The sequence below is a fragment of the Streptomyces sp. NPDC104096 genome, from assembly GCF_055584385.1.
This window is the reverse complement of sequence record NZ_JBVJMD010000026.1, coordinates 19,007-31,431: the sequence shown is the minus strand read 5'-3', so window position 1 is coordinate 31,431 and position 12,425 is coordinate 19,007. Positions and strand designations below refer to the sequence as shown.

Sequence of the window (12,425 nt, the reverse complement as noted above, 5' to 3'; positions counted from 1 at the left end):
CGCCGGCTGGAGCACACGGGCGCGCGGTCACCCGCCTGACGCCGCGGGCCCTCGGCACGGCGTCGGTGAGCAGGTCTCGACCGGTCGAAGCCGCGCGGGACGCCGGGCCGGGGGCCCGCCCGCCGGCCGGGCGCGTCACGACGTGGCCACCGCCGCGGTGCCGAAGGCGACGGTCGAGGACAGGAACCACCCGAAGGACGGGGCGATCAGATGCCGAAGCGTCCACAGCCGTGCCGCCGTGGGGTGCTCTCGTACATAGACCACGGATACGGAACGGCCGATCGGAGGCAGCCCGCACAGCGGCGCGTACGCACCGGGATCGAGGATGAGATCCCGCCCGAAATGGTCGTGGTAGAAGACAAGCCCACCGCGTCGCCGGTCCGCCGGGTCGCGCGCGGTGACGACTCCCGTCACCCGCAGGCCGCGCGTCCACAGCCGTACGGCCGTCAGCAGGGCACGAGTGGCGAGCAGCAGGCATCCGAAACCGAATCCCGTCCCCAGCGCCGGCAGTACCAACTCCATATCCGTCCGTTCTCCTCGTTCCTTCGACGAACCTGACGAACTTGTCCCTCGAAGCGCCGTCTTCACCGCCCGGCACCGGCTCGGGCCCACGGCAGACCACAACGGCGGGTGATTCAACGCGGTTCAGGTCGTCCACGGACCTCTTGAACCAGGCTGCCTCGCAGGCCCGTTGTGTGGGCGAAGCCCTCAAAACGTCGGCTGCGAAGGGATTTTTGGACCGCATGACACGGATCTCGCGCTCGCACGGCCACCGCACAGCGGTGGCCGTCACCCTGCTGTGTGCTCTGACGATGACGACACAGGTGTCCACCGCCCACGCGGCCCCCGATCCGCATACGGCCACCCTCGACGAGGTGCGTCGCCAACTGGACGACCTGTACCACCAGTCCGAGGTGACGACCGAGCAGTACAACGCCGCCGACGAGAAGGCCACCGAGCAGCAGAAGAAGGTCACGGTGTTGAACGGCCGGGTCAGAGCGGCCGAACTGAAGGCAGCGCGCCTGGAGTCACTGGTCGGCGCGGCGGCCCGCGCCCAGTACCGCGGTGGCGCGCTCCCCGTCGAGGTGCAGTTCGCGCTCGCCTCCGATCCCGAGCACGCCTTGGAGGACGCGGGACTGGCCCAGCGGGCGCAGCAGGGCACGCAGCAGAAGCTGACCGCGTTGCAGGCCGCCCGCAAGGACCTGCGCGCCCGTACGGACGAGGCCACCGAAGAACTGACGGGCCTGAAGGCGAGCCGCCGTGCCATGGCCAGGAGCCGCGACGAGATCAAGGCGCGCATCGCCGCCGCCCGAGCCCTGGAGTCACGGCTGCAGCAAGCACAACTGCGCCGGCTGGCCGAACTGGAGCGGCAGGACCAGGCCGAGGAGCAGGCCGAATGGGTCGGCACGGGTGTCCTGAACGAGGTCGGCACCAAGGCCGGCGACGCCGGCCGGAAGGCCATCGAGTACGCCACCGAGCAACTCGGCAAGCCCTACGTCTGGGGCGCCGAGGGTCCCGATTCCTTCGACTGCTCCGGTCTGACCTCCCAGGCCTGGCTGCACGCGGGTATCCCCATCCCCCGCACCTCCGAAGAACAGTGGGCCCGGCTGAAGCACGTACCGATCACCCGGATGCGCCCCGGCGACCTCATCATCTACTTCTCCGACGCCAGCCATGTCGCCATCTACATCGGCGAAGGGAAGATCATCCAGGCGCCGCGGCCGGGGCGTTGGGTGTACGTGTCACCAGCGGGATCGATGGAGATCCTGGGAGTGGTGCGGCCTGATGCATGAGGTGCGCCGCACCGACCGCGGGACCCGAAGGTCCCATCGGATGGTTGTCGCCCACGGGGGCGCTCCGGTGGGACAAGGTTCCTGATCGGAGTGTCGGGTCGATGACTGCCGCAGGTCAGCGGCTTCCTCTTGCGCCTCTTCCCTGCCCCCTGCGGTCCCTCACCGCACCCTGTCGACGCAGACCTTGCCTATCGGTGTTCCCCGATGACGCGGTTCTTCTGGTCGCGTCTGTGGTGAGCTGCGGCAAACTGCCATTGGCTGGGCCGGCCACCGGGTTCACCGGGGCCTGGGGCCATTCCTGTTGCCACCCCACTGCGTGAGCCGCGGCATCGGGAGCCAAGGTTGCGTTGTCCCACTGGTCGGGGTTTTCCTGTGCGGGCGTCCCCTCGCCGCGTTGTTGATTCGGCCCCTGCAACCGGGCCATTCCTGCCGCGTCGACCGCGGCCCAGTCGGCTGTCGAGGGCTGCTGCCAGGTGGCGGCCTGCGTGCTGTAGGGAGGCAGTGTCGACACCGATGCGGTGGGAGGCGACTGCGACAGCCAGGCCTGGTCCACCTGCTGCCCCGTCCGCATCATGTACTGGCCGGCCTCCTCGGCCATTCGTCGCTGGGCCTCGTCAGCGGAGATCGGGCCCCCGGCCCCAGAAGTCCGTCCTGCCTCATGGTGGGGTTGTTGCCACCCCACTGCGTGAGCCGCGGCATCGGGGGCCAAGGTTGCGTTGTCCCACTGGTCGGGGTTTTCCTGTGCGGGCGTCCCCTCGCCGCGTTGTTGATTCGGCCCCTGCAACCGGGCCATTCCTGCCGCGTCGACCGCGGCCCAGTCGGCTGTCGAGGGCTGCTGCCAGGTGGCGGCCTGCGTGCTGTAGGGAGGCAGTGTCGACACCGATGCGGTGGGAGGCGACTGCGACAGCCAGGCCTGGTCCACCTGCTGCCCCGTCCGCATCATGTACTGGCCGGCCTCCTCGGCCATTCGTCGCTGGGCCTCGTCAGCGGTGATCGGGCCCCCGGCCCCAGAAGTCCGTCCTGCCTGTCCCTGCCCACTCACGTAGTACGAATACGGATTGTTCGACGCGAAGTTTCGCCGACCTTCATCTGGCATGTGTGCCACCACCTCGTCATCAATGGAGTCGCCACGAAGGCCGGCAACGGTGACCAGCGCTGTTCTCCCCGGTACGCCGCCGCTGCCCGCACGCTCCGCCTGCTGTCTGGCACTTCCCCAACGGAGGGGACCTCCAGATGGTTCAGGTCCTGCAAGCACCGTCGGCCGAGGACGTACGACCTCCTGGTAACCGGACGCGAGCGGAAGGCGGTCAACCGGGACTACTTCAATTCCTAGGTCCGGAAGCCCGCTCTCGCCGGGGCCGGCATCATCGCGCCTCTGGAGGAGAAGGCTCCGGACGGATCACGTGTCCGGGAGCCCTCTCGGGAGCACGGCTTCCACGCCCTGCGTCACCTCTACGCCTCCGAGCAGTTGGAGGCCGGCGGGTCCGTCGTGTCCCTCGCCCGGTGGCGCGGTCACTCGGACTCGGGGTTCACCCTCGGGAAGTACGCGCATTTCCTGCCTCGCGCGGGTGCGCGCGGCAGCGCCGCCATCGACGCGGTCTTCTCGTAGCGCCGTAGCACCGGCGCAGATCCCGGCGGCCGGAGCGGCCGGTACGTCCCGGGGCGGTCGGCACGGCCTCAAAGTCCCAGAGAAGTCCCACAGGTGCCGCCGCACTCCGTCCGACCGGCGTTCCGGCCGGTCGGACGGAGTGCGGCGGCACCGTCGCGTCAGATGTCCCGGAAGATCTCGATCTGCGCCCCGATGGAGTTGAGGCGCTCGGCGAGGTCCTCGTAGCCGCGGTTGATGACGTACACGTTGCGCAGCACGGACGTGCCGTCGGCCGCCATCATGGCCAGCAGGACGACCACCGCGGGCCGCAGCGCGGGCGGGCACATCATCTCGGCGGCACGCCAGCGGGTCGGGCCCTCGACCAGGACCCGGTGCGGGTCGAGGAGCTGGAGGCGGCCGCCCAGCCGGTTCAGGTCCGTCAGGTAGATGGCGCGGTTGTCGTAGACCCAGTCGTGGATCAGGGTCTGGCCCTGCGCGACGGCCGCGATGGCCGCGAAGAACGGCACGTTGTCGATGTTCAGGCCGGGGAACGGCATCGGGTGGATCTTGTCGATCGGCGCCTCCAGCTTGGAGGGCCGGACTGTCAGGTCCACCAGGCGGGTACGGCCGTTGTCCGCGAAGTACTCCGGGGTGCGGTCGTGGTCGAGGCCCATCTCCTCCAGGACCGCCAGCTCGATCTCCAGGAACTCGATGGGGACGCGGCGCACGGTCAGCTCCGACTCCGTCACCACCGCGGCGGCCAGCAGGCTCATCGCCTCGACCGGGTCCTCGGAGGGGGAGTAGTCGACGTCGACGTCGATGTCCGGTACGCCGTGCACGGTGAGCGTGGTGGTGCCGATGCCCTCGACCTTGACGCCCAGCGCCTCCAGGAAGAAGCACAGGTCCTGGACCATGTAGTTGGAGGAGGCGTTGCGGATGACCGTGACGCCGTCGTGCCGGGCCGCGGCCAGCAGCGCGTTCTCGGTCACGGTGTCACCGCGCTCGGTCAGCACGATCGGCCGGTCGGGCCGGACCGTGCGGTCGACCTGCGCGTGGTACTGGCCCTCGGTCGCCGCGATGTCCAGGCCGAACCGGCGCAACGCGATCATGTGCGGCTCGATGGTCCGGGTGCCGAGGTCGCAGCCGCCGGCGTAGGGCAGCTTGAAGCGGTCCATGACGTGCAGCAGCGGACCGAGGAACATGATGATCGAGCGGGTGCGGACGGCGGCCTCGGCGTCGATCGACGCCATCTCCAGCCGGGCCGGCGGCACGATCTCCAGGTCGACGCCGCCGTTGATCCAGCGGGTGCGCACGCCGATCGAGCCGAGCACCTCCAGCAGGCGGTAGACCTCCTCGATGCGGGCGACCCGGCGCAGCACCGTGCGGCCCCGGTTGAGCAGGGTGGCGCACAGCAGCGCCACACACGCGTTCTTGCTCGTCTTGACGTCGATGGCACCGGACAGCCGGCGGCCGCCGACCACCCGCAGATGCATCGGACCCGCGTAGCCCAGAGAGACGATTTCGCTGTCCAGTGCTTCGCCGATCCGGGCAATCATCTCAAGGCTGATGTTCTGGTTGCCGCGTTCGATGCGATTGACGGCGCTCTGACTGGTACTGAGCGCCTCGGCGAGCTGTGCCTGTGACCAGCCACGGTGCTGCCTGGCGTCACGGATGAGCTTGCCGATGCGTACGAGGTAGTCGTCTGCCATGAGGTTGAGGCTATCTCAGATATGAGATGGCACCTTCTGAGGGGGGCCATTCGGGTGATGCGCCGTCACCGGCGCTTGGCGGTACGGGTGCGCCGCCATCCGAAGGGTCCGGGCAAATCGACCGATGTCGTACGACGTCCGGTGCTGCTGTGGGTGTGGTGCGGCCCGTGCTTCCCGCCGGTCGTGATCGACCAGGAGTGGCGGTTGATGTTCAGGCGGACTCCGGGCAGGATCCGGAAGCTCTTGCGGAAGGTGAGGGGCATCGGGGGCCCTCCGTTCGGGTCGGGGGAACGTCCGTCCGTACTGCGCCTACCCCGGTTCGGCCCACTGATGGCCGTACTCCCGTGCCGCCGCTCCGTGGCGGCGCGATTGTCGGCATGGCGGAGCCGGGCCGGGCATGACCATCCAGCCCCCATGTACTAGAGTTATCTCGACATCGAGATATCTGCCGAGGCGCCCCGCTGCCGCCCCACTAGTAAGGGTTACCTAACTTAGCCTCACCTTAGCGGATCGGCCAAGTTGGTGTGGCGGCAGGATCGACGGTGGTACGCGCACATCAATGAAGGAGACTGTCGTGTCGGCGAACAGCTTCGACGCCCGCAGCACGCTGCAGGTGGGCGACGAGTCGTACGAGATCTTCCGGCTGGACAAGGTGGAAGGCTCGGCTCGCCTTCCGTACAGCCTGAAGGTGCTGCTGGAGAACCTGCTCCGCACCGAGGACGGCGCGAACATCACCGCCGACCACATCCGCGCGCTCGGCGACTGGGACTCCCAGGCGCAGCCGTCGCAGGAGATCCAGTTCACGCCGGCCCGCGTGATCATGCAGGACTTCACCGGCGTGCCCTGCGTCGTGGACCTCGCCACCATGCGCGAGGCCGTCAAGGAGCTGGGCGGCGACCCGGCCAAGGTCAACCCGCTCTCCCCGGCCGAGCTGGTCATCGACCACTCCGTCATCGCCGACAAGTTCGGCACGAAGGACGCCTTCGGCCAGAACGTCGAGCTGGAGTACGGCCGCAACAAGGAGCGCTACCAGTTCCTGCGCTGGGGCCAGACCGCCTTCGACGACTTCAAGGTCGTCCCGCCGGGCACCGGCATCGTCCACCAGGTGAACATCGAGCACCTGGCCCGTACCGTCATGGTCCGAGGCGGCCAGGCGTACCCCGACACCCTCGTCGGCACCGACTCGCACACCACCATGGTCAACGGCCTCGGCGTGCTCGGCTGGGGCGTCGGCGGCATCGAGGCCGAGGCCGCGATGCTCGGCCAGCCGGTCTCCATGCTCATCCCGCGCGTCGTCGGCTTCAAGCTGACCGGTGAGCTCACCCCGGGCACGACCGCCACCGACCTCGTGCTGACCATCACCGAGATGCTCCGCAAGCACGGTGTCGTCGGCAAGTTCGTCGAGTTCTACGGCGAGGGCGTGGCCGCCACGTCGCTGGCCAACCGCGCCACCATCGGCAACATGTCGCCGGAGTTCGGCTCCACCGCCGCGATCTTCCCGATCGACGACGAGACCCTGAACTACCTCAAGCTCACCGGCCGCTCCGAGCAGCAGGTCGCGCTCGTCGAGGCGTACGCCAAGGAGCAGGGCCTCTGGCTGGACCCGAAGGCCGAGCCCGACTTCTCCGAGAAGCTGGAGCTGGACCTGTCGACGGTCGTCCCGTCGATCGCCGGCCCGAAGCGCCCGCAGGACCGTATCGTCCTCGCCGACGCCGCCGAGCAGTTCAAGACGGACGTCCGCAACTACGTGGACTCCGTGGACGAGGCGGGCCAGGAGTCCTTCCCGGCCTCCGACGCCCCGGCCGTCGCCCCGAACGGCGCCCCGTCCAACCCGGTCACCGTCACCGCCCCCGACGGCACGACCTACGAGATCGACCACGGCGCGGTCACCGTCGCGGCCATCACCTCCTGCACCAACACCTCGAACCCGTACGTCATGGTCGCCGCCGCGCTCGTCGCGAAGAAGGCCGTGGAGAAGGGCCTGACCCGCAAGCCGTGGGTCAAGACCACCCTCGCCCCGGGCTCCAAGGTCGTCACCGACTACTTCGACAAGGCGGGCCTGACCCCCTACCTCGACAAGGTCGGCTTCAACCTGGTCGGCTACGGCTGCACCACCTGCATCGGCAACTCCGGCCCGCTGCCGGAGGAGGTCTCCAAGGCCGTCAACGACCACGACCTCGCGGTCACCTCGGTCCTCTCCGGCAACCGGAACTTCGAGGGCCGGATCAACCCCGACGTCAAGATGAACTACCTGGCGTCCCCGCCGCTGGTCGTCGCGTACGCCATCGCGGGCTCCATGAAGGTGGACATCACCAAGGACGCCCTGGGCGCCGACCAGGACGGCAACCCGGTCTACCTGACGGACATCTGGCCCTCCGAGGCCGAGGTCAACGACGTCGTGGCGAACGCCATCGGCGAGGACATGTTCAACAAGTCCTACCAGGACGTCTTCGCGGGCGACGCCCAGTGGCAGGCGCTGCCGATCCCGACCGGCAACACCTTCGAGTGGGACGCCGAGTCGACCTACGTGCGCAAGCCCCCGTACTTCGAGGGCATGACGATGGAGACCACCCCGGTCTCCGACATCACCGGCGCCCGCGTCCTCGCCAAGCTCGGCGACTCGGTCACCACCGACCACATCTCCCCGGCCGGTGCCATCAAGGCCGACACCCCGGCCGGCCAGTACCTCACCGAGCACGGCGTCGAGCGTCGTGACTTCAACTCCTACGGCTCCCGCCGAGGCAACCACGAGGTCATGATCCGCGGTACGTTCGCCAACATCCGCCTGCGCAACCAGATCGCGCCGGGCACCGAGGGCGGCTACACCCGCGACTTCACCCAGGCCGACGCGCCGGTGTCGTTCATCTACGACGCCTCCCGCAACTACATCGAGCAGGGCACCCCGCTGGCCATCCTGGCCGGCAAGGAGTACGGCTCCGGCTCGTCCCGCGACTGGGCCGCCAAGGGCACCGCGCTGCTCGGCGTCAAGGCCGTCGTCGCCGAGTCGTACGAGCGCATCCACCGCTCGAACCTCATCGGCATGGGCGTCCTGCCGCTCCAGTTCCCGGAGGGCCAGAACGCCGAGTCCCTCGGCCTGACCGGCGAGGAGACCTTCTCCTTCACCGGCGTCGAGGAGCTGAACAACGGCACCACGCCGCGCACGGTCAAGGTCAGCACCGACACCGGTGTGGAGTTCGACGCGGTCGTCCGCATCGACACCCCCGGTGAGGCGGACTACTACCGCAACGGCGGCATCATGCAGTACGTGCTGCGCAACCTGATCCGCAACTAGGCACCCGCCGAACGGCGAAGGGCCGCATCCCCCGCACCGGGGATGCGGCCCTTCGCCGTGTCCGGCCTTCGCATCCGGCCCTCGGCCGCCCGGCCGGGTCATCGCCGGTCCTCAGGGTGAACACAGGGTTCCCCCAGCGGACCGGGACAGGATCGGTACATGACTGGCACCTCTGGGCTCCGAAGCGGCCGCGTCCGTGCGCGGACCGTCGCCGACGAGCCCCCGTTCGACCTGCCCGGCCCCATGTCCGGGCGCCGGCCATGCCGTTCACCCGGCCGGCTGCCGGGCCGTCTGTCCGGCAGGCCGTCCGGCCGCCGCTCCCTCCGGACGCGGCTGCTCCTCCTCGTCGGCGTCACGCTCGCCGCCGTGTGCGCCGCGATGGCACTCACCACCGTCCTGGTCCAACGCGCCTATCTGCTGGGGGACCTCGACGACCGGGTCACCGACGCCGCCGAGCACAGCCTGGGCGGGGCCGCGCTCCACCCGGACCTCGACCGGGACCTGACGTTCCTCGGCGAGCGCGGGCACCCGGCCGGGATGCTCGCCGCCCGGCTCGACGACCACGGCCGCGTGCTGGCCGCCGCGCTGGTGGACGAGGACGCGCCGCCACGGAACCTCACCGACGCCCAGAGCGCGGCCCTGGCGCACCTCGCGGCCGACGGCTCGCCGCACACCCGCAGCGTGCCCGGCCTCGGCACCTACCGGGTCACCGCACTGGAGGCGGACGGCGTCCGGGTCCTCGCCGGACTGCCGATGGACGACGTCCAGGACCTGATCAGCCGGCTGGTGCGGGTGGAGGGCGGCGTCGCCGTGGCCGGACTCACCGCCGCGGGCTGCGTCTGCGCCGTGGTCGTACGACGCCAACTGCGCCCCCTCGGCCGGGTCGCCGCCACCGCCGTCGCCGTCTCCCACGCCCCGCTGGGCCGGGGTGGGGGCACCGCCCTCACCCGGGTGCCGGAGCGGGACACCGACCCGGGCAGCGAGGCCGGCCAGGTCGGGGCCGCCCTCAACCGCATGATCGACCACGTGGAGTCCTCGCTCGCCGAACGCCGGCGCAGCGAGGAGCGGGTACGCCACAGCGAGGAGCGGGTACGCCACAGCGAGGAGCGGATGCGCCGCTTCCTCGCCGACGTCAGCCATGAACTGCGCACCCCGCTCGCCTCCATCGCCGGATACGCGGAGCTGATGAACCGCGGTACCGGCCAGGGCGAGCCGCTGCTGGCCTGGCGCCGGGTCTCCGCCGAGTCGGCCCGGATGACGGGCCTGGTCGAGAACCTGCTGCTGCTCGCCCGGCTCGACGAGGGCCGTCCGCTCCAGTCCGCCGAGGTGGACCTGGCCTCGCTGGTCGCCGAGGCGGTGTGGGACGCGCGGGCCGCGGGCGACGGCCACGACTGGCGGCTGGACCTGCGCCTCGGCACACCGTCCGTGGTGGCCGGCGACGAGGCGCGGCTGCGCCAGGTGGTGTCCAACCTGCTGGCCAACGCGCGGACCCACACCCCGGCGGGTACGACGGTCGTCGTCACCGTGGAGGCCACCGCGGGGGACCACGGCGCGAACTGCGTCGTCCGGGTCCGCGACGACGGGCCCGGTATCCCGTCCGAGCTGCTCCCCACGGTCTTCGAGCGGTTCACCCGGGGCGACGCCTCCCGCAGCCGGGCGGCCGGCACGGCGGGCGGCTCCGGTCTCGGCCTCGCCGTCGCCGCGGCGATCACGACCGCGCACGGGGGCTGCATCGACGCGCACAGCGAGCCGGGCCGCACGGAGTTCACCGTCGAACTGCCGCTCGCGGCCGACGCCGTGACCGGCATTGCGGGCGGTGACGCCGAGGACGTCGTACGACCGGACGGTGGCCGCCGGGTCGACCACCGCGCCGGCCAGGTGGTACGGACCGACGGATGACCGCGTCGCCATGAGACCCGGTCCGCTCACCGGCCGACCGCTTCAGCCGTTCAGCCAGTCCATCGGTATCGCCTCGCGCACCGCGTCCAGGGTCTCCACCGTCCGGGCCCGGACGTCGACGAAGCAGCCGTCCACCTCGCGCAACAGGACATCGGGACCGCTGAACCAGCGCAGTTCCCTTCCCACGCGGGGCAGTTCCCGGAAGCGGTCCACCTGGCCGAGATCCTCGGCGTCCAGTTCGGCGTGGTCGGTGAGCCCGTCGTCCAGTTGCACCAGTTCGGACATGACCATCGAGACGCACGCCGAGGACAGGCTCGGCTCCCACGGCTCCCAGCGCTCCTGGGACTTGTCGGCGAGGTCCAACCGCATCACGGTCGCGGGGTCGTCCCGCTCCAGGTCCGTCAGGAGCACTCCCCAGAAGGCTGCCCCCTGGTTCTCCGCCTGGTACACCAGCGCCCCGTCGTGCACGTACAGGGCGTCGGGGCCGAGCAGCGTGTCGTGATTGCTCGTCAGGTCGGTCCGCCGCCCGAACAGCAGATACGCCTCGCGCAGCGCCGTGGGCAGCGGTGTCCCCAGCCGCTGTTCCGCCGCCGCCAGTTCCTCCGCCGTGTACCCGTCGCCGGGCTGGAGGGGCCGTCCCCAGTAGGCGGCGAACCCCCGCAGGAACTCCCGGGCCAGGCTCCGGTCCCGCAGAGCCCCGGTCAGCCCCTCGTGCATGTCGAAGACCTCGTTCATGCCTGCACGGTACGGCGGCCCACTGACAATCCCGGCGCCGCCCGTTTACAACTCCGGCGTCCGGCGCTACCTTCCGCACCAGAGGGGTGGGAGCGCTCCCATCCGGTGGACCGGAACCCGCCCGGAAGCGCTCCCGCCCCCTGCCGCCCGCGTACCGGCACCTTCGGTACGTACGCACGTCCGTACGCACGTTCCTCACGACCGTCGAGCGAAGGGACGTTCCCCCGTCATGTCGGCTGACATGTCTATGACATTAGCGAACGAGTCATCGCCCGCGCCCCCGCGACGGTCGCGGCCCCGCCCGGCCTCCCGCGGCGCCCTGTTCCTCGTCCTCCTGGCCTTGCTCACCACCGTCCCCGCCCTCGGCCTGATCCTCACGGCCGGCAGCCCGGCGGAAGCCCACGGCACCCCGATGAAGCCCGGCAGCCGCACCTTCCTGTGCTGGCAGGACGGGCTCACCGACACCGGGGAGATCAAGCCGGTCAACCCGGCCTGCAAGGCCGCTCAGCAGGTCAGCGGCACCACCCCGTTCTACAACTGGTTCTCCGTGCTGCGCTCGGACGGCGCGGGCCGCACCCGCGGCTTCGTGCCCGACGGCTCGCTGTGCAGCGGCGGCAACCCCAACTTCACGGGCTTCGACCTGCCGCGCGGCGACTGGCCGCTGACCCACCTCACCTCGGGCGCGACCGTCGACTTCTCGTACAACGCCTGGGCCGCGCACCCCGGTTGGTTCTACGTCTACATCACCAAGGACGGCTTCGACCCGACCAAGACCCTCACCTGGAACGACATGGAGGCCCAGCCCTTCCTCACCGTCGACCACCCGCCGCTCAACGGCACCCCCGGCACGGTCGAGGCCAACTACTCCTGGTCGGGCAAGCTTCCCGCGGGCAAGTCGGGACGGCACATCGTCTACATGGTCTGGCAGCGCTCGGACAGCGCGGAGACCTTCTACTCCTGCTCCGACGTCGTCTTCGACGGCGGCAACGGCGAGGTGACCGGCATCCACGACCCGGGCAACCCGACCGACCCGGTCCCGGGCACCTGCACCGCCACCCGTCGGACCACCAACAGCTGGAACGGCGGCTACCAGTCCGAGGTGACCGTCACCAACTCGGGCGACGTCCCGATGCTGGGCTGGATGGTCGACTGGACCCTGCCGAGCGGCCAGTCGGTGGCCAGCCTCTGGAACGGCAACGCCACCTACAGCGGGCAGGACGTGATGGTGCACAACGCCGACTGGAACGGCTCACTGAGTCCGGGCCGGAGCACGACGTTCGGATACGTCGTCTCCGGCTCCGGCGGGGACAGCGCGGCGGCTCTGCCCTGTCAGGTGGGCTGAGCCGCCGCTCTGGGCGGACCCGTGGGGCCGAGCCGGTGCCCTCCGGGTCCGCGGGCCGGTCGGTCCG

General features: G+C 70.3%; 9 protein-coding genes. 4 read left to right on the top strand and 5 right to left on the bottom strand.

The features are described 5' to 3' along the window. Nucleotides 1-135: 135 nt before the first annotated feature. The gene (locus ACZ60B_RS24785) at nucleotides 136-522 is read right to left on the bottom strand and encodes a hypothetical protein (RefSeq protein ID WP_469390442.1); all 387 of its coding nucleotides are present in this window, start codon (nucleotides 520-522) and stop codon (nucleotides 136-138) included. Between the two features lie 221 nt (nucleotides 523-743). Here ACZ60B_RS24785 and ACZ60B_RS24780 point away from each other — a divergent pair, with 221 nt between their 5' ends. Next, nucleotides 744-1,793, top strand: a complete 1,050-nt coding sequence (locus tag ACZ60B_RS24780; protein ID WP_469390440.1) for a C40 family peptidase — start codon at nucleotides 744-746, stop codon at nucleotides 1,791-1,793. Between the two features lie 115 nt (nucleotides 1,794-1,908). On the opposite strand, the gene ACZ60B_RS24775 is transcribed toward ACZ60B_RS24780, so the two are convergent. The 3 genes from ACZ60B_RS24775 to ACZ60B_RS24765 all read right to left on the bottom strand — a co-directional run bounded on the left by ACZ60B_RS24775 (nucleotide 1,909) and on the right by ACZ60B_RS24765 (nucleotide 5,353). Further along, nucleotides 1,909-2,901, bottom strand: coding sequence for a hypothetical protein (locus ACZ60B_RS24775; protein ID WP_469390438.1), 993 nt, complete (start codon nucleotides 2,899-2,901; stop codon nucleotides 1,909-1,911). Nucleotides 2,902-3,560: 659 nt separating this feature from the next. Continuing rightward, nucleotides 3,561-5,090: a UDP-N-acetylglucosamine 1-carboxyvinyltransferase gene (locus tag ACZ60B_RS24770; protein ID WP_469390434.1), complete on the bottom strand. Its 1,530-nt coding sequence runs from the start codon at nucleotides 5,088-5,090 to the stop codon at nucleotides 3,561-3,563. A 65-nt stretch (nucleotides 5,091-5,155) separates the two neighbouring features. Next, nucleotides 5,156-5,353 (bottom strand): DUF4236 domain-containing protein, encoded by a 198-nt coding sequence (locus ACZ60B_RS24765; protein WP_469390432.1) that lies wholly within the window; start codon nucleotides 5,351-5,353, stop codon nucleotides 5,156-5,158. Between the two features lie 311 nt (nucleotides 5,354-5,664). On the opposite strand from ACZ60B_RS24765, the gene acnA reads away from it, so the two are divergent. Further along, a complete protein-coding gene (gene acnA / locus ACZ60B_RS24760; RefSeq protein WP_469390430.1) occupies nucleotides 5,665-8,382 on the top strand; it encodes an aconitate hydratase AcnA in 2,718 nt (905 codons plus the stop codon). Nucleotides 8,383-8,625: 243 nt separating this feature from the next. Continuing rightward, entirely contained in the window at nucleotides 8,626-10,281 is a 1,656-nt protein-coding gene (locus tag ACZ60B_RS24755; RefSeq protein ID WP_469390565.1) for a HAMP domain-containing sensor histidine kinase, read from the top strand. Nucleotides 10,282-10,323: 42 nt separating this feature from the next. On the opposite strand, the gene ACZ60B_RS24750 is transcribed toward ACZ60B_RS24755, so the two are convergent. Further along, nucleotides 10,324-11,016, bottom strand: coding sequence for an SMI1/KNR4 family protein (locus ACZ60B_RS24750; protein ID WP_469390428.1), 693 nt, complete (start codon nucleotides 11,014-11,016; stop codon nucleotides 10,324-10,326). Between the two features lie 241 nt (nucleotides 11,017-11,257). On the opposite strand from ACZ60B_RS24750, the gene ACZ60B_RS24745 reads away from it, so the two are divergent. Continuing rightward, nucleotides 11,258-12,358: a lytic polysaccharide monooxygenase auxiliary activity family 9 protein gene (locus ACZ60B_RS24745; RefSeq protein WP_469390426.1), complete on the top strand. Its 1,101-nt coding sequence runs from the start codon at nucleotides 11,258-11,260 to the stop codon at nucleotides 12,356-12,358. The last annotated feature ends 67 nt before the right edge of the window (nucleotides 12,359-12,425 follow it).

What these genes read in the sequence shown, in the direction of transcription:
- ACZ60B_RS24785 (WP_469390442.1), bottom strand. Translation starts at nt 522, where the DNA reads ATGGAGTTGGTACTGCCGGCGCTGGGGACGGGATTCGGTTTCGGATGC.
- ACZ60B_RS24780 (WP_469390440.1), top strand. Translation starts at nt 744, where the DNA reads ATGACACGGATCTCGCGCTCGCACGGCCACCGCACAGCGGTGGCCGTC.
- ACZ60B_RS24770 (WP_469390434.1), bottom strand. Translation starts at nt 5,090, where the DNA reads ATGGCAGACGACTACCTCGTACGCATCGGCAAGCTCATCCGTGACGCC.
- ACZ60B_RS24765 (WP_469390432.1), bottom strand. Translation starts at nt 5,353, where the DNA reads ATGCCCCTCACCTTCCGCAAGAGCTTCCGGATCCTGCCCGGAGTCCGC.
- ACZ60B_RS24755 (WP_469390565.1), top strand. Translation starts at nt 8,626, where the DNA reads ATGTCCGGGCGCCGGCCATGCCGTTCACCCGGCCGGCTGCCGGGCCGT.
- ACZ60B_RS24750 (WP_469390428.1), bottom strand. Translation starts at nt 11,016, where the DNA reads ATGAACGAGGTCTTCGACATGCACGAGGGGCTGACCGGGGCTCTGCGG.
- ACZ60B_RS24745 (WP_469390426.1), top strand. Translation starts at nt 11,258, where the DNA reads ATGTCTATGACATTAGCGAACGAGTCATCGCCCGCGCCCCCGCGACGG.